This window comes from Myxosarcina sp. GI1, assembly GCF_000756305.1.
In the GTDB taxonomy this organism is placed as follows: Bacteria; Cyanobacteriota; Cyanobacteriia; order Cyanobacteriales; family Xenococcaceae; genus Myxosarcina.
Window position 1 is genome coordinate 373768 of sequence record NZ_JRFE01000024.1, and the last position, 17038, is coordinate 390805.

Sequence of the window (17038 nt, forward strand, 5' to 3'; positions counted from 1 at the left end):
GAGATATTTTTCTTGCCTTTATCCACCATAGACTTAAAATTCGAGTTTAAGGTAGAATTTCAAAAATCTTAAATTTATATAAAATATCTTGGTTAAGATCGATCGCAATATTAAAGTCTTGAGAGCCAGGTATCCCTTGAAAGTGGGGCAAGACAGAGAACTTAGAATTATTAAGACTAAAAAATATTCTCATTATCTGTAATACTTTTAAATGACTATTTTTGGAGAAATGTAAAGTATCGTGTCCTGGAAACGTCCAGATAACCGTCCTAGCGATTGCCTCAGACACCATAGTTTCGAGTTAGATTTTGTAACTAGTCCTACCGCCTCGGTATTAGCTAGCTGTGGCAATACCAAAATTTTGTGTACCGTCAGCATTCAGCCGCAAGTCCCCCGTTTTTTAGTCGATAGCGGACAGGGATGGCTGACAGCAGAATATCGAATGCTGCCAGGTGCCACTAGCTCTCGACAAAAGCGAGAATTGCTCAAGCTATCGGGACGTACTCAAGAAATCCAAAGATTAATCGGTCGTAGTTTGCGAGCGGCGATCGACCTTAAAGCTATTGACGAGAGAACTATTACTATTGATGCTGATGTCTTACAGGCAGATGCGGGAACTCGAACCGCTGCAATTACGGCGGGTTATATTGCTCTGGCACAAGGGATCAATAGACTAATCGAACGGGGAGAACTAACCACATCTCCTCTTTTAGAACCTGTAGCGGCTGTTTCTGTTGGATTGATTGAAGGAGAAGCCATTCTAGATTTGAATTATCTTGAAGACGTAGCGGCAGATGTCGATTTGAATGTGGTAATGAACGGCAAACTGGAATTAATTGAAATTCAGGGAACTGCCGAAGCTCAAAGCTTTACACGATCGCAATTAAATCGGATGTTAGATTTGGCAGAAGTGGGAATTAAAGAATTACTTGCCGTACAACAACAGGTTTTACAATGAGCGCGATCGGTAGAGGAATTTGTAACGATCTGGTAGCGGCTACCGAGAGAGAATGGCTGGTAACCAACGGTATTGGCGGTTTTGCCTGCGGTACGGTTTCGGGAATCTTAACCAGAGCCTATCATGGTTTGGCGATCGCAGCATTAAAACCCCCAGGCGAGAACACTTTGATGCTGACCAAGTTGGCAGAAACGGTAGAGTATATCCAGCAAGAGTATGCTCTCGATACCAACCTCTGGGGAGATGGAGCTATCAATCCTAGTGGTTATTTAAATATAGAAACTTTTGCTTTAGAAGGAACGATCCCCGTCTGGAGTTTTGCCTGTGCCGATGCTTTACTAAATAAGCGCGTTTGGATGGAGTGGGGCGAAAACACTACCTATATCGATTACGATCTCGTTCGTGCCAGCCAACCGCTAACTTTACAAATTAAAGTCTTAATTAACTATCGCGATCGCCATAGCAATACTAGAAGCGATGGCTGGCAAACAAAAATCGAACCAATAGATCGAGGTATTTGCATTACGGTACTAGATGGAGCTAAACCCTTATATCTATCTCTTTTTGGAGTCGAGCCAAATAACGTAAAGTGGCACTTGGAGCCGATATGGTATTACAACTTTTATTTAGCCGTAGAAAATTATCGCGGTTTGGCTAATTTAGAAGATCATCTGTACGTAGCGACTTTTAGCATTACTTTACAGCCAGAAGCAAAATTAACTGTTATTGCCAGCACTGAAGAAAAACATACTTTTAATCGAGAAACAGCTTACCAACGCCAGCGCGATCGCGATTTAGACTTAATAGAAGCTTGGAATTGGCACAATAAGATCGATCGCCACGATAGTCCACCTTGGATCGAACAGTTAGTTATCGCCGCAGATCGCTTTATTGTCGATCGCCTACCAGGAAAAACGATTATTGCTGGTTATCCCTGGTTTACCGACTGGGGTAGAGATACCATGATTAGTCTACCAGGACTAACGCTTTCTACAGGTCGCTTTGAAATTGCTCGCGATATATTGAGGACTTTTGCACGATATATAGATCGGGGTATGTTACCCAACGTCTTCCCAGATCGCGGCGATCGCCCAGAATATAATACTGTTGATGCTACTTTCTGGTATTTTGAAGCAATTCGCGATTATTACGACACTACTAAAGATCGCCGTTTGCTTGCCGAACTGTTTCCCCAATTATTAGAAATTATTGACTGGCACGTTAAAGGCACACGCCACAACATTCATTTAGACGATGACGGCTTGATTTATGCTGGCGAAGCAGGAGTACAGCTTACCTGGATGGATGCCAAGGTGGATGATTGGGTAGTTACACCGCGCATTGGCAAACCAATAGAAGTAAACGCGCTTTGGTACAATGCCTTAACCTGTATGGCTTATTTTTGCCGTATTTTAGGCTATTACGACGATGAAGTTAGAGAAATGATGGCAACAACCCGAACGGGATTTCAAAAATTTTGGAATGCTGCGGGCGGTTATTGTTTTGATGCGATCGATACTCCTAATGGTAACGATAAGGCTTTTCGCCCCAATCAAATTTTTGCCGTTTCTCTACCCAATACCATAACCAGTCAGCAAAGTATATCTCCTCTGTTCGATCGCGCCAGACAACGCCAAATTGTCGATAAAGTTGCCCAAACATTACTAACTTCCTACGGCTTGCGATCGCTTGCCTCTACGCATCCCGATTATGTAGGTATTTACGGCGGCGATCGCTACAGGCGCGATGGAGCATATCATCAGGGAACTACTTGGGCTTGGTTAATCGGACACTTCGTTCAGGCACATCTAACCGTATATCGAGATCCCCAGGTAGCTAGAAGTTTCATAGAACCAATGGCGCAGCATTTACAGGCTGGATGTCTGGGTAACATTAGCGAAATCTTCGACGGCGATAAACCTTTTACCCCAAGAGGCTGTTTTGCGCAGGCTTGGAGTGTGGGTGAAGTGTTACGCGCCTGGCAATTAATTTTGCATGGAGATTTTTCGTCTCAATCATCCGCGATCGTTAAATATCAGCAACCAACTTTCAATACCGCAGACTTAAGCTTTCTCGATTAAAAATCGCTTTGCAATTAGCTTTAAGCTATAAGCTGTTAGCTTTTTCAAAAAAGTTATGATACTAAATCCTATTTATACACAGCACTTAAATGTTAAGTAAAGGCAAGAGGAAAAAGGCAAAAGAATTTAAGCCTAATTTAAATTCTTTACCTGAAAGTATGTTTTGATAATCGGATTTAGTATGAGCCATGCCTCTAGTTATGACTACTACAGTACAATAAAAAAAATAAAATCTGATAAATTTATTAGCGAAACGCTAATAAATTTATCGAGCGTCATAGGATTAAAATTTTGTTTTTCTTTTGTGCCGCTAGCTTTTTTTTGCAGCAGCATAATACGAAATATAAGAGCTTATGTCACAAGACCGTTCGCGAGCAGCTAATCGTCTTCTAGCAGCTTTACCAAAAATCGAATATCAGCGATTGGAACCTTACTTAATTTCTAGTAGTCGCCCTCTCAAACAAGTTTTTTACGAAGCCTCAGACAAAATTGAAACCGTCTATTTTCCCAAAACTGCATTAATTTCTTTAGTATCTACTTTAGAAAGTGGTGCAACTACTGAAGTAAGTCTGGTTGGCGGTACGGGGATGGTCGGTCTTCCTGCTATTCTCGGCAGTGGTTATAGCAAACACCGCGCCATTGTTCAAGTACCCAACCATGTAGTTCAAATACCTGCCGATATCTTAAAACAGGAGTTTCAACGAGGCGGAGAGTTGCAAAAAATCTTGCTTCGCTATACGGAGATGAGACTAAACGAAGTCGCACAACTAGCGGTATGCAATGCTCATCATACAATTAATGAGCGTCTAGCTCGTTGGCTATTAACAGTTAGCGACTTAACTCAATCAGATTATCTACCTCTAACTCAAGAATTTATCGGTAATATGCTAGGAGTTCGTCGTTCTGGCGTAACTGTAGCCGCCCAAATATTTCAACCAGCGGGAATGATTGAGTATTCTCGTGGCAAAATTAATATTTTAAATCGCGAAGCATTAGAAGATACTACCTGCGAATGTTATAAGCTTTTCTATGACAACTATTATCGACAGTGAAAAAGTAGCAAGTAGCAAATAGCAGACGATTACAGACATCTACGAGAGTTTCTACCTGCTTGTCTGTCAAACTAGCCAGGAAACTTCTTGTTCTCCTTTAACTTGACTGGCTTTTGTCTAACTGGCTTACTTTTAGCAATGCTTGTTAGTAACCCTTTGCTACCAGCACGACTAATATCATGAGGCATATAGAAACGTTCAAACTGCTAAGAATCTACTGTTTTGTTGCCTATGTGGTAATCATAGAAATTAGTTACCGCAGTAATAACGTTGTTGTTTATTATGATATTCTTGTATGAAATAATGCCAGCGATCGCAACATAATCTTCTTATGGCTAAACTATCTGTCGAACTCAATCGCTATTTTTTTGAAGAAGCTAGAGGTGAAAAAGTCTCTCTTGGCGATATCTTTGCTTTGACTGAAGAGCGTATATTCGGCTTGTTATTTGTAATTTTAGCTTTACCTTCGGCTTTACCAGTCCCCGCTCCTGGTTACTCAATTCCCTTTGGTATTGCGATGTTTTTCTTGGCAATACAGCTTATTTTAGGTCGCGATCGCCCCTGGCTGCCAGAGAAAATTATCAAAGGTTCGATGCCTTTAACTACGGTACAAAAATTTATTACTAAGGGGACTCCCTGGTTGAGAAGAATTGAAGCTCTAACCACACCTCGTCTTACTTATATTTGTACTAGTCCTGGTGGTAAAGTTCTGATTGGTGTGGCGATCGCTCTAATGTCAATTTCGATGATGATTCCCATTCCTGGTACTAATACTCTACCTGCAATGGGCATTTTTGTAACGGGCTTGGGCTTGTTTGAAGACGACGGTATAATTAGCCTCATTGGTTTGCTGGTTTGCGCTCTAGGTGCAACGCTTTCAATTTCAATCTTTATTGCCATTATTTGGGGCGGTTCGAGCCTGCTCGATATTATTAGAGAGTCATTGGCAAAATAACTTAAATATGACAAAAACACTTACGGCTAATCTCCTCTAACCAAAAAGCATCTTTATTATTTATTGAGGTGCATCAGCTTGCTAGTTGGTGTCAATTCCATTTTTTTAGAGACACAACCAAAACTCCTGACTCCTTAAGTGCGCGTTCCCTTACAGTAAGTAACGAACGCTTGAGGGGGTCGCACCGCTCCTGACTTCATTCTCACTATTTCTAGATTCGTGCATGAATAAAGTTTATTAGTACCGCGTCCACAGTAGGTTTACTTCTCGATCTAGTTCCCAATCTTGCATCGCTTCCCATTCGGCTTCTCGTACGGCTAAAAAAGCTTGAGATAATTCTGGATTTAAAGCCTTTAAAAGTAAATCGTTATCTCGGAGACGAGCGATCGCTTCTCCTAAATTAGCAGGTAATCGTTCGATTCCCTGACTGGAGAGTTCTTCTTTGCTCAAGCTTCCTGGGTCTACAGATAGTGGTTGCGGTGGTTCTAAATTTCTTTGCACCCCATCTAAGCCAGCAGCGATCGCAGCACCCAATGCTAGATAGGGATTAGCAGAGGCATCTACTGTTTTTAACTCAATATGCGTGGGGTAGCCAGTAGGATCGCTTGGTACTCGTACCGCTGCCTCACGGTTATCCAAACCCCAACAGCGAAAAGCACCACTCCAACATTGAGGAAGTAGACGGCGATAGGAGTTGACGCTTGGTGTTGTCAGTGCCATCAATGATGGTAGATGATGTAAGATCCCGGCAATAAATTCTTTAGCTGTTTTAGATAAACCGCAGATACCTGTACTATCGGGGAGTAGGTTTTTTCCGTTTCGCCACAGGCTAAAGTGTACGTGACACCCGCTACCAGCAGCATCAGGAAAGATTTTTGGTAAAAAAGAAGCTGCAAGATCGTGCTTACGGGCGATCGCTTTTACAGTTTCCCTAAAGGCAATCTGCCAGTCAGCCGCATGCCAGGCATCGGTATAGCGGACGGAAATTTCTTGTTGTCCTGGACCCGATTCGGGATAATACTGTTCTACGGGTATTTCTTGCGCGATAAGTGAGGAAGCAATGTCATCGATAACTTCACGATTGAGATCCATTGCCTGACTAAAAGCAAAAACGGTTGAATCGACAGGTTTCAAACCATTAGCTGTTTGCCTTAGTAAGTAAAATTCATTTTCAAATGCTGCTTTAATTTCCAATCCCTGACTTTTGGCTGCTGCCAGAGTTTGTCTTAAAAAATTACGAGGACACAGCGACCAGGGAACTCCGTTAAGTACCATATCGCCCATTACCCGTGCATGACCAGGTGCGTAGGGCAACAGCTTCAAACTCGACCAGTCAGGCACTAAGCGAACTTCCCCCACAGGACTCAAACCCGATTTTGGCATAACGGCATCATACATTACAGGCACTCCCTGCTGTCCTGCGGCTATACCCACGCCATGCTCGAAATAATGAGAGAGCATATCTATATGTACGGCTTTGCCACGAATAATATTGGCATTATCGCACCAAAGAATGCGGACAAATTTGACACCGCTTTGCTGGAGGGTTTTTCTGACTTCTTTAAGTTTAATCTTTTCAGCCATTGCCAGAAAAGGATTGTAATTAATTTAATTTAATCTCCTAGCATTAATGAGGTTTTAGGCGATCGCCTAAAACCTCATTAAATAATGTTGTAATTTTAAGCGTACTAAAAGCAGAAACAAAATAAGACTTGCGAGTAATAACAATTAAATTTAACAATTAGCGCGATCGCTTGTAAACTCAATTTTAATATTAGAGACAATTTTTTTTACTCCCCAGTACTTATATTTCTCGATATAGTGATTGCTGTAGCTATTTAAAATCAAGAAAATTTGATGTACTCAACTAATATCAAACAGTTACATCAGCAGTTAGTCAGCAAAGAACGTTCGGCAGTAGAAATTGCCCAGGAAGCTTTAGAGCGTATTGCAGCTTTAGACCCTAAAGTACGTGCTTTTATTACGGTAACAGAAGACCTGGCATTAGAAAATGCCAAACAAGTAGATGCCAAAATTGCCGCAGGAGAGTCTATCGGACTGTTGGAAGGTATTCCCATCGGGATCAAAGATAATATGTGTACCAAGGGGATTAAAACTACCTGCGCTTCTCAGTTTTTAGCCAACTTCGTGCCACCTTACGAATCTACAGTAACCCAAAAAATTAAAGCAGCAGGGGCGACTATTGTCGGTAAAACCAACCTCGATGAGTTTGCGATGGGCAGTTCGACAGAAAATTCTAGTTTTCAGGTTACTGCTAATCCTTGGGATTTAGAACGGGTTCCAGGGGGGTCGTCTGGCGGTTCGGCGGCGGCAGTAGCGGCAGGAGAATGTGTAGTTTCTCTAGGTTCGGATACGGGGGGATCTATTCGTCAACCAGCTTCTTTGTGTGGCGTGGTGGGGATGAAACCGACTTACGGCTTGGTGTCGCGATTTGGCTTGGTGGCTTTTGCTTCTTCTTTAGATCAGATTGGTCCCTTTGCCCGTAATGTAGAAGATGCGGCAATTTTACTCGGTGCGATCGCAGGATACGATGAAAATGATTCTACCAGTTTAAAAGTCGATATTCCCGACTATACTCAATACCTCAAGCCCGACTTTAAATCTATGGATGGCTTAAAAGTTGGCGTGATTAGTGAAACCTTTGGCGAAGGACTGGATGCTACGGTAGCCGAGACAGTTAAAGGCGCGATCGCTCAATTAGAAGCTTTGGGCGCAGAAGTTACAGAAATTTCCTGTCCGCGTTTTCGCTATGGGTTGCCAGCTTACTACATTATTGCTCCTTCAGAAGCTTCGGCAAATCTGGCTCGTTATGATGCGGTGAAATACGGCTTGCGGCAAGAAGCGGATAATCTACTTTCCATGTATACCGATACACGCGCTACTGGTTTTGGCAAAGAAGTCAAACGGCGAATTATGTTAGGTACTTACGCGCTTTCTGCTGGTTATTACGATGCCTACTATCTAAAAGCGCAAAAAGTTCGCACTTTAATCAAACAGGATTTCGATCGCGCTTTTGAATCGGTAGACGTTTTAGTTTGTCCTACTTCTCCTACCACTGCTTTTAAAGCAGGAGATAAATCTACCGATCCTCTAGGCATGTATCTATTAGATTTAATGACTATTCCTGTCAATTTAGCAGGTTTGCCTGGTATTAGCATTCCCTGTGGCTTTGACAAAGGAGGATTGCCTATTGGTATGCAGCTAATTAGTAACGTACTGCGAGAAGATATTTTGTTTAATGTAGCTTATGCCTACGAACAGTCTACAGAATGGCACAAAAACGAACCGCAACTTTTAGAGTAATAGGGGCAGCAGATAACAGGGGGTAATAGGTAATAGGTAATGGGTAATTATCTCGGCTCTACTATTTATTTAGTGCCTAACGCCTAACCCTCTTGTAAATCTCTTGCGTTTTCTCGGCGATCGATTAAAAATTTTTTCTAGGATTGAGGAATTGTAGTTACTTTTCCCTTTACAATAATTTACTGCGTGCCAATATGTTTGTTTAACTAGAAGCTTATTAGTCGCTCGCGCCTAAAATCGAAGCTTGTAAGACATTGAGGGTCGCCAATATATAGCTGCCAACTATAAAAATCTCTTTCAGTTAAGAGAGTAATTTTAAAACCAAGACAGATATTTAGATTACATAATACATAAATGAATATGGCAAAAGTTTTAGTTTCCGATCCAATCGACCAGATAGGTATAGACATTATCTCCCAAGTAGCCGAGGTAGATGTTAAAACCAAACTACCACTAGAAGAATTAATCCAAATTATTCCCGAATACGATGCTTTGATGCTGCGTTCTGGTACTAAAGTTACTCAAGAAGTAATTGAAGCTGGTACCAAATTAAAAATTATCGGACGTGCGGGAGTAGGAGTAGACAATATCGACGTTGCAGCCGCTACTCGCCAGGGTATTGTAGTAGTCAATTCTCCAGAAGGAAATACTATTGCTGCTGCCGAACACGCTCTAGCCATGATGTTGTCTCTATCGCGACAAATTCCCGATGCTAACCAGTCGGTTAAAAACGGTAAATGGGAACGTAAAAAGTTTGTTGGCAACGAAGTTTACAAAAAAACTTTGGGAGTAGTCGGCTTAGGAAAAATTGGGGCGCATGTAGCTAAAGTAGGGCGAGCTATGGGCATGAAGTTACTGGCATACGATCCCTTTGTTTCGACAGATAGAGCCGAGCGTCTGGGCTGTAGTCTGGTAGATTTAGATTTACTGTTTCAAGAATCTGACTATATCACCCTACATATTCCTAAAACCCCCGAAACGGCTAACCTAATTAATGCTGAAGCCCTGGCTAAAATGAAGCCAACAGTACGAATTGTCAACTGCGCTCGCGGGGGAATTATTGACGAAGCAGCTTTAGCCCAGGCTCTTAAAGAAGGTAAAATTGGTGGTGCGGCACTTGATGTTTATGCTGAAGAACCTTTAGGAGAATCGCCTCTAACCGAACTTGGTTCTAGTTTGGTTTTGACTCCTCACTTGGGAGCATCTACAGCCGAAGCTCAGGTAAATGTTGCCGTCGATGTTGCCGAACAGATTAGAGATGTTTTATTAGGACTACCCGCCCGTACTGCGGTTAATATTCCAGGACTAAACCCCGATGTCATGGAAAAACTCAGACCATATCTGAGTTTGGCAGAAACTTTGGGGACTATGGCTGGACAATTGGCTGGCGGTAGAATCGAGCAGTTAAATATTCGCCTTCAAGGAGAACTGGCTAACAACGACAGTCAGCCTATAGTGGTCGGTGCTTTAAAAGGATTGTTATCTCAGGCTTTAAGAGAGCGGGTAAATTACGTCAATGCGGCAATTGAGGCGAAAGAAAGAGGTATCAGAGTAATTGAAACCAAAGATGCTGCTACCCGCGATTATTCGGGAGGTTCTTTACACATTGAGGCACGAGGTGCTAACGGCAATCATTCAGTTACTGGTGCTTTGCTCGGTGATGGCGAAATTCGCATTACTAGCCTCGATGAATTTCCGATTAACGTTCCTCCCAATAACCACATGTTATTTACCCTACACCGAGATATGCCAGGAATTATCGGTAAAATAGGTTCGCTGTTGGGTAGCTACAACGTTAATATTGCCAGTATGCAGGTAGGACGAAAAATCGTACGGGGAGATGCAGTAATGGTACTCAGCCTCGACGATCCGCTTCCAGAAGGTATCTTGCGCGAGATTACTAAAGTAGATGGCATTAGAGATGCCTATACGGTTCAGCTTTCAACTTAGTGCATTTGTATTTATATAAATGCAAAAAATGATAAGTGGAGAGTGTTATTCTCCACTTACTTTTTATTTAGTATTAGTGGAAAATACTTTCCACATCACAAATAGCGTAATGCTGATGTAGCCAAATACGGCTAGCCAGTCAAGCTCGTTACTCGAAAGCATAATTATTTAGTTAGTTGAATATATTAGTTAAATTATTGTAATGACTAACCTCAGCGTTAATCTTAATAAAGTTGCTCTACTCAGAAATACTCGTAATATCGGTATTCCAAGCATTACCAAAATGGCGCAAATTTGCATTGATGCAGGTGCCAATGGGATTACAGTTCATCCCCGTCCCGACCAAAGACATATTCGACCATCAGATGTGTACGATTTAGCTTCACAGCTAACGGTAGAGTTTAACATCGAAGGCAATCCTTTTGAAACTTCTTTTATGGAGATCGTGCGTGAAGTAAAACCTACTCAGTGTACTCTCGTTCCCGATGCTCCCGATACATTTACCTCCGATAGCGGTTGGAATTTAACTACAGATAGCGATCGCCTGATCTCTGTAGTTAGAGAATTACAAAGCCTTGGCAGTCGCGTTAGTCTATTTATGGATGCCGATCCAGAGCAAATTAAGCTGGTACCGCAAACTGGTGCAGAGCGAATCGAACTCTATACCGAGCCTTATGCTACCGCGTTTCGGGAAGATAAAGATTTAGAGTCGGTGTTTGGACAGTACCAAGCAGCTGCAGTCACAGCCGCAGAATTAAATTTAGGAGTCAATGCGGGACACGATTTAAATCTAAATAATTTGAGTAAATTTTGTACGATCCCCAATATTTTAGAAGTATCTATCGGTCATGCCTTAACCGCCGAGGCATTGGAAATGGGTTTTGCTCAGACGGTAAAAGAGTATCTCAAGATTTTATCTTAATATCTCTCCTGCTTTTATTTTGAGAAAACAGTGCATCGCTTTGCTTGGGAGCGGAGAGCAGAGGGATATCATAGCTCAGAAATTCCCTTGCTCCCTTGCTCCTCTGCCCATCTCAAACCACCAATTAGATCTAGACAAACTAACAGAGCCAATCGCCCATTGAAACTTTTAAAAATTTTTAAGCTTAAAAGAGAATTATTTTCAATAAGCAGTTTTTTCGTGTAAGCTAAATACAGAATTGTTGAATTGAGTTTTATTTACGGTTTAAGCTATAAATAATCGTAATAGCGATCGCTCGGTCGCTGCTAGATTTTTTTTAGTTCAATCAATTGCAAATATTTATCATTAGATAAAAAAACAAAAACGCTTAAATTAGTAGATGATGAATTTAATGTATCTACATCCAAGCTTTTAAGCCAACTACTTAGCACTGTAACCAATCGAATTCAATCTTCAATTTGTTTTCTCCTCTCAGGGGGGAAGTTAGCAAAGTCTAGCAAACGAGTTAACTTTCCCTTTTTCTCAATTAATCAATGCGATCGATGAAACGAATCTAAAATGTCTATTACCATTCAAACCGTTCAAACCGTCTGGATCGATGCCAATCCCAGTTTCAAGCGTTTTCATCAACGGCTGTTGCGCTGTTTGACTCGCTTGGAAGCGATCGCCTGCTGGGAATATCAACAGGAGCTTGATGAACCTTGCTCTTTAGATATTGCTCTTTCGTTGCTACACGACTATTTAAAAAATCTTTCTCGTCCAGTAAACTTAATTGGTCACGGTACGGGAGGACTGCTAGGACTACTTTACGCTCGTAAATATCCCCATCGAGTAAAATCTCTAACCCTATTAGGAGTAGGCTATCACCCTGCCGTAGATTGGCAGGCGCATTATTACGCCTCTAGAAAACTACTGCCATGCAGTCAAAATTTGGTCTTGGCGCAAATGGTACAAAAATTATTTGGCTATCAAAATCGCTACAATACGAAGGGTTTGATTAAAATTCTTCAGCAAGACTTAAAAACTTCTCCTTCGCCGCACTCTCTCTATCAGCAAGTGTCACTTCCGACTGGCGGTGTAATCGCTCCAATGATGGTCTGCGGTGGCGAACATGACAGCATAATTGACTTTAATAGTTTGAGTGGCTGGCTGAGTTACTTCCGAGAGTACGATGTTATTTGGGAATGCCCCCAGGGATGTCACTTTTTTCACTTTTTCTTTCCCGATAAAACCAGCAGACAGATAATTAAGTTTTGGGATAGTCTAGCTAAACTAAATGTCTCCTCCCAAACCAAAGTTCGGAAGGAGACGTGCGAACAACTGTCCTAAAGATTAAGTCTATCTGCCGTTACCGTTACCGTTGACAAAAGCCAGGGTCAGACTATCGTGAACTAAGAAGTGTTGTAGGTGATAGGCTCTTTCTTCGGTTTTAAGTAAAATTTGCTCGTACAGATAGCGAGTAGCGCGATCGCCCAAACTTTCTGCCTGAGAAGCTTGCGAACGTAACAATTTAATAATTGCTTGTTCGGCTGCCAAATCGTGTTCTACCATTTGTCGCTCGTTAAATACTCCGTCTGACTCTTGGTCGAAGCAGCATAGTTCGGCTAGTTTGGCAAAAGTAGCGGCAGGAATTCCACCGATACCATTCAATCTTTCTCCTAATTCGTGAACGTGTTCTTGAACTTCTTCGTAACTTTCATTAAAAAACTCATGTAAGGAATAATATTCCGAACCTTCAACTACAAAATGATGTTTTTGGTATTGCAAATACAGTCCCTGAAAGCTTGCCAACAGTGCATTCATGCCCTCGCAAACTGGTTCGGTGACATTTTTTTCGAGCAGAATGGGATTATCTTCTACATGACCGAAAGGACGTAGCAAACCTGTATTTGTAGACATAATGTTTTATTCTCATTTAAGTGAACTTATTGATAATATACCGCAAGCCACTAACTATTTACATTAATAATTTTAGTAGTTTAATGATAAACATTTTCGGTTTTTCCAATGGCAACCCTTAAATACATACTATAGCTGTACAAGAAAACATTAAGACATTGAGCTAAATCTAATACCTCTTGCCTAATACCTAAATGTAATCTACCTAAGCGCGAAAACCGCTGTAAATAATGAGGCGATCGCAATTATTTTAGTATACTTATACTAAAAAGTAATGAAAATTTAGATTATGTGCGGACGCTATACCCTTACAGCTACTACAGATGAACTCTGGCAACACTTTCAGGTAAAACAGCCAGAGTCTTTACAGCCTCGTTATAATATTGCTCCCAGTCAAACCATACCAGCGATCGCTCTAGATGAAAATACCAGACAGCTAAAACTAATGCGCTGGGGATTAATTCCCCACTGGGTAAAAGATCTCAATGAGTGGAAAGCCAATTTAATTAATGCTCGCGCCGAAACAGTAGACAGCAAACCTTCATTTAAAACGGCATTCAAACAACGTCGCTGTTTGATTCCTGCCACTGGCTTTTATGAATGGTCGAACAACAAACAGCCGTATTATTTTAGTTTAAAAAACAGTAAATTATTTGCTTTTGCAGGACTTTGGGAAAACTGGCAGGGTAATGGAAGTGAAGCGATCGCTTCCTGTACGATTATTACTACCAAAGCCAACGATCTGGCGGCAGAAGTTCATCATCGAATGCCCGTTATTATCGCTCCTGATGATTATCAAACTTGGCTCGGTGGTGATGAAAACGAGGCACAAAATTTGTTGCAATCTTATGCAGCAGCAGCAATGGAACTACGGCAGGTTAGCAAATTGGTTAACAATCCTCGCAATGACAAACCAGAGTGTGTAGAAAGTAAAAAGTAAAAAGTAGAAAGTAATTTAGGTTTTAGGAAAACAGAAAAATTAGCTTTGAACTTTCTGATTTCACTGCTTTCACTGCTTGATTGCTTTCACTGATGTTACTGTCTTTCTTCATAAGTTACTGGTTCGACGCAAAGAGCATCGACTTCGGGCTTTGAAAGTTTGATAATTTTATTTGGCAAAATAATTTCGCTGTATCCTGATGGATGAGAGGCATCAAGAGCAATAAAAGCCGTTCCTGGTGTCAAACCTTTGACAAGTAACCTGCCTATATAACCACCATAGGTGCGATCGTAGCCAACTACTATTCCTACCGTACCTTTAGATAATTCTCTAATACTAGTTTCAATTTTCATTATCTTGCTTGTTAGTAAAAGTTACGATTAATCTGCGAGCAATGTCTGCACCCAATCCAATTTGCTGACGATTGAGGCGGACGACTACCGAACCGCTAGCTGTTTGGCTGATTATTTCGGCGGCAGTTCCTGGTTTCAGTCCCAGATTTTGGAGATAACTAAAGGTGTCTTTGTCTACGCGCATTTGAGTGATTTCTACCCAGTCTTTAGTTCGAGCCGTGTTGAGAAAAAAGTTATTGACAGGAAGATTTAAAGCTTGAATTTCATCTGACTCAAAATTGTCAGACATTCCTCCAACAAAAACAAGTTTTGGCGTTCGCCCCTTACTTTTTTGAGTTTTGGGCAATAAGTTGAAATAGAACATAAAGTAGCAATTAATAGAGAATTATCTAGGGTTGAGTAGCTGCTAGCACTGACGATAAGGAGCGAGTGGCAAACTGTTTGGCTTATTGAAAGTAATTTTTATTTAACTATGACTTTTATATATATACCGCGATCTCAGGTTATTGACAATAATTTTGAATAAATTTGTAGACTAATTCTCGATCGCAGGGATATGAGTTGCAACATTGAAGCATATTGCGATCGCTTTATAGTCGCGGTAATTTTCCTAAATGTGCTTGAGCTATTATCTGTATAGTTAAAGAAATCTACTCGAACTGAAAACTCGATTGGAAATCGAACAAGCCATTAAAGAACTACCAACAGCAGAAGCTCGTCAATTAGCAGGTTGGTTAAATAAATATCTTGAGGACACGTCTTTTCTGTGTTTCAGAAAAGCTCGCGATCTCCGTGATGATGCTTGGGATAGACAAATGTAAACTGATTTATCAACAGGAAAAACTGGATAAATTTATTGCCAAGGCTGAATCTGAAATTGAAGCTAACCAAGTGAGAGATTTAGATGAAGTCCTTGACAACGTCTGAATTTTGAAATTTATTTATATGCCGAATTACCATTGAAGATCGAAAAACAAGCCCGTAAAGCCTGCTGGATTTGGCAAGAAAACCAATCTCATCCATCTCTGCATTTTAAGAAAGTAGGCAAAAATCTCGGAGCTATTCGTATTACTCAGAATTATCGTGCTTTAGCTCTCAAAAAAGGTGATGATTTTTACTGGGTATGGATTGGCACTCATGATGAATATGAATTGCTTTTATTATAAAAAGATTAGTTAGAAGCGATCGCCTGTCTCTCTTCTTTTTTTATTAATGCGATCGCGATTATTACTAAAACTCAGTTCACAGATTATTAACACATAGGATTGAATTTATTTTAGTCTATCGACATTAATGATAATCAAAGTAAGAGCAATTATAGTTGTTCTCACACAGCATATTTTGACTAAATTTTTCTTGTCCTTGCTCTAGATTTACTTCAATTTTTTGTCTATCCATTGCTTAGATCGACGAATAGCATCTATGGTAGTCGTTGCAATAGGAACCGCAACGGCGCAGCCTCGTTCGTGATTTACCCAGGCTGCATAAATACAATTTCCATTCAATTCGTCGCGATCTATTTCTACTTTATAACCACGGTAAGTAAAAGAAAGAATAATTTGAGGATAATTAGGATTCATTATTGTTGTCGAGCGAAACATAAAGTTGAGAGTGCTAGAGCGAGCGACTATTCATTCGATTGAATTAGCGCCTTAAACGAGTTTTTCTAGATTTATTTCTATTCTCAACAACCGTCCAAGTTTCTTGCCAGCGATCGATAATTATCTGTCTCATTTTGTTTGATTGCCATTGAGAAATGCTACAAATTCGTGAATTTTTAGATTTAGTCATGATTTTATTTTTTTTTAAACATGAATGAGAGCGGATATAAAGTGTGTTGTTTCAAAATATCCGCTTAGTTTTAACTTTTTGCTTATGCAGCAGCTAGATTTTGAGCCACAAAATCCCAGTTAACTAATTTACCGATAAATTCATCGATATAAGCTGGTCTTTTGTTTTGATAATCTAGATAATAGGCATGTTCCCAAACATCCATCGTTAATAAAGGAACTTGGTGATTAGTTAAAGGATTATCGGCATTGAGCGTTTTATTGACTTTTAGAGTATCTCCATCTAAAACTAACCAAGCCCATCCACTACCAAACTGGGTTGCTCCAGCATTTTTAAAAGCTTCAACAAACTCATCAAAACTACCAAAGTCAGCCTCAATTTTTTTCGCTAATTCCCCCGTAGGTGTACCACCACCATTTGGTTTCATACATTGCCAATAAAAAGTATGATTCCAAGCTTGAGCAGCATTATTAAACAAACTAGTTTTGCTAGTATCTCCAGCGATCTCTGTAATAACTTCTTCGATAGATTTGCTATCTAATTCCGTTCCTTTGACGGCATCATTGTATTTACTAACATAGGCAGCATGATGTTTGTCGTGATGAAATTCTAAAGTACTCTTAGAAATCGATGGTTCTAAAGCTGCGTAGTCGTAAGGAAGAGATGGTAATTCGTAACTCATTGTTTCTAGTTCTCTCGCTGTAAAAAATTATCGTGGCAAAATATTGGGAATAATGCTGTCTGCTATTTAAGTAATCGGCAGAACAGATAGCAAGCTTATTCTCAATGCCATTTGTGATAATATCGTAGTTT

At 40.6% G+C, this 17038-nt stretch carries 17 protein-coding genes and 1 pseudogene; 11 read left to right on the forward strand and 7 right to left on the reverse strand.

Features of this window, described 5'->3' with window-relative positions; translation table 11 throughout:
* Nucleotides 1-241 precede the first annotated feature (241 nt).
* The 4 genes from rph to KV40_RS19040 all read left to right on the forward strand — a co-directional run bounded on the left by rph (nt 242) and on the right by KV40_RS19040 (nt 5046).
* Nucleotides 242-958 carry a ribonuclease PH gene (gene rph / locus KV40_RS19025; RefSeq protein ID WP_036484815.1) on the forward strand — a complete coding sequence of 239 codons (717 nt, stop codon included), beginning with the start codon at nt 242-244 and terminating at the stop codon, nt 956-958.
* Nucleotides 955-3039, forward strand: coding sequence for an amylo-alpha-1,6-glucosidase (locus tag KV40_RS19030; protein ID WP_072013844.1), 2085 nt, complete (start codon nt 955-957; stop codon nt 3037-3039). The genes rph and KV40_RS19030 overlap by 4 nt, the downstream gene beginning before the upstream one ends.
* A gap of 353 nt (nt 3040-3392) precedes the next feature.
* Nucleotides 3393-4091: a Crp/Fnr family transcriptional regulator gene (locus KV40_RS19035; RefSeq protein WP_036484816.1), complete on the forward strand. Its 699-nt coding sequence runs from the start codon at nt 3393-3395 to the stop codon at nt 4089-4091.
* Nucleotides 4092-4422: 331 nt separating this feature from the next.
* Nucleotides 4423-5046: an exopolysaccharide biosynthesis protein gene (locus tag KV40_RS19040; RefSeq protein WP_036484817.1), complete on the forward strand. Its 624-nt coding sequence runs from the start codon at nt 4423-4425 to the stop codon at nt 5044-5046.
* Between the two features lie 237 nt (nt 5047-5283).
* On the opposite strand, the gene KV40_RS19045 is transcribed toward KV40_RS19040, so the two are convergent.
* On the reverse strand, nt 5284-6630 hold the full coding sequence (locus KV40_RS19045) for a glutamine synthetase family protein (protein ID WP_036484818.1): 1347 nt from the start codon (nt 6628-6630) through the stop codon (nt 5284-5286).
* 273 nt (nt 6631-6903) lie between these two features.
* On the opposite strand from KV40_RS19045, the gene gatA reads away from it, so the two are divergent.
* From gatA to KV40_RS19065, 4 genes are all read left to right on the forward strand, one after another.
* Entirely contained in the window at nt 6904-8370 is a 1467-nt protein-coding gene (gene gatA / locus KV40_RS19050; RefSeq protein ID WP_036484819.1) for an Asp-tRNA(Asn)/Glu-tRNA(Gln) amidotransferase subunit GatA, read from the forward strand.
* 360 nt (nt 8371-8730) lie between these two features.
* Entirely contained in the window at nt 8731-10320 is a 1590-nt protein-coding gene (serA, locus tag KV40_RS19055) for a phosphoglycerate dehydrogenase (protein ID WP_036484820.1), read from the forward strand.
* Nucleotides 10321-10522: 202 nt separating this feature from the next.
* Nucleotides 10523-11242: a pyridoxine 5'-phosphate synthase gene (locus tag KV40_RS19060; protein WP_036484821.1), complete on the forward strand. Its 720-nt coding sequence runs from the start codon at nt 10523-10525 to the stop codon at nt 11240-11242.
* Between the two features lie 558 nt (nt 11243-11800).
* The gene (locus KV40_RS19065; protein ID WP_036484822.1) at nt 11801-12571 is read left to right on the forward strand and encodes an alpha/beta fold hydrolase; all 771 of its coding nucleotides are present in this window, start codon (nt 11801-11803) and stop codon (nt 12569-12571) included.
* Between the two features lie 9 nt (nt 12572-12580).
* On the opposite strand, the gene KV40_RS19070 is transcribed toward KV40_RS19065, so the two are convergent.
* Nucleotides 12581-13141 carry a Dps family protein gene (locus KV40_RS19070; protein ID WP_036484823.1) on the reverse strand — a complete coding sequence of 187 codons (561 nt, stop codon included), beginning with the start codon at nt 13139-13141 and terminating at the stop codon, nt 12581-12583.
* 289 nt (nt 13142-13430) lie between these two features.
* Here KV40_RS19070 and KV40_RS19075 point away from each other — a divergent pair, with 289 nt between their 5' ends.
* On the forward strand, nt 13431-14081 hold the full coding sequence (locus tag KV40_RS19075; RefSeq protein WP_036484824.1) for an SOS response-associated peptidase: 651 nt from the start codon (nt 13431-13433) through the stop codon (nt 14079-14081).
* 95 nt (nt 14082-14176) lie between these two features.
* Here KV40_RS19075 and KV40_RS19080 read toward each other — a convergent pair whose 3' ends face one another.
* Both KV40_RS19080 and KV40_RS19085 read right to left on the reverse strand, forming a co-directional pair.
* Nucleotides 14177-14434, reverse strand: a complete 258-nt coding sequence (locus KV40_RS19080; RefSeq protein WP_036484825.1) for a ferrous iron transport protein A — start codon at nt 14432-14434, stop codon at nt 14177-14179.
* Nucleotides 14424-14723, reverse strand: coding sequence for a FeoA family protein (locus KV40_RS19085; protein ID WP_172657314.1), 300 nt, complete (start codon nt 14721-14723; stop codon nt 14424-14426). The genes KV40_RS19080 and KV40_RS19085 overlap by 11 nt, the downstream gene beginning before the upstream one ends.
* A 382-nt stretch (nt 14724-15105) precedes the next feature.
* Between KV40_RS19085 and KV40_RS36760 the strand changes: the two genes are divergently transcribed.
* The gene (locus tag KV40_RS36760) at nt 15106-15255 is read left to right on the forward strand and encodes a hypothetical protein (RefSeq protein WP_253274314.1); all 150 of its coding nucleotides are present in this window, start codon (nt 15106-15108) and stop codon (nt 15253-15255) included.
* Between the two features lie 83 nt (nt 15256-15338).
* A pseudogene (locus KV40_RS19095) lies at nt 15339-15600 on the forward strand (hypothetical protein).
* A gap of 207 nt (nt 15601-15807) precedes the next feature.
* On the opposite strand, the gene KV40_RS19100 reads toward KV40_RS19095, so the two are convergent.
* The 3 genes from KV40_RS19100 to KV40_RS19105 form a co-directional block, all read right to left on the reverse strand.
* Nucleotides 15808-16014 (reverse strand): hypothetical protein, encoded by a 207-nt coding sequence (locus KV40_RS19100; protein WP_081942889.1) that lies wholly within the window; start codon nt 16012-16014, stop codon nt 15808-15810.
* Between the two features lie 64 nt (nt 16015-16078).
* Nucleotides 16079-16225 (reverse strand): hypothetical protein, encoded by a 147-nt coding sequence (locus tag KV40_RS35060; RefSeq protein WP_156114086.1) that lies wholly within the window; start codon nt 16223-16225, stop codon nt 16079-16081.
* Between the two features lie 82 nt (nt 16226-16307).
* Entirely contained in the window at nt 16308-16907 is a 600-nt protein-coding gene (locus KV40_RS19105) for a superoxide dismutase (RefSeq protein ID WP_036484828.1), read from the reverse strand.
* Nucleotides 16908-17038 lie beyond the last annotated feature (131 nt).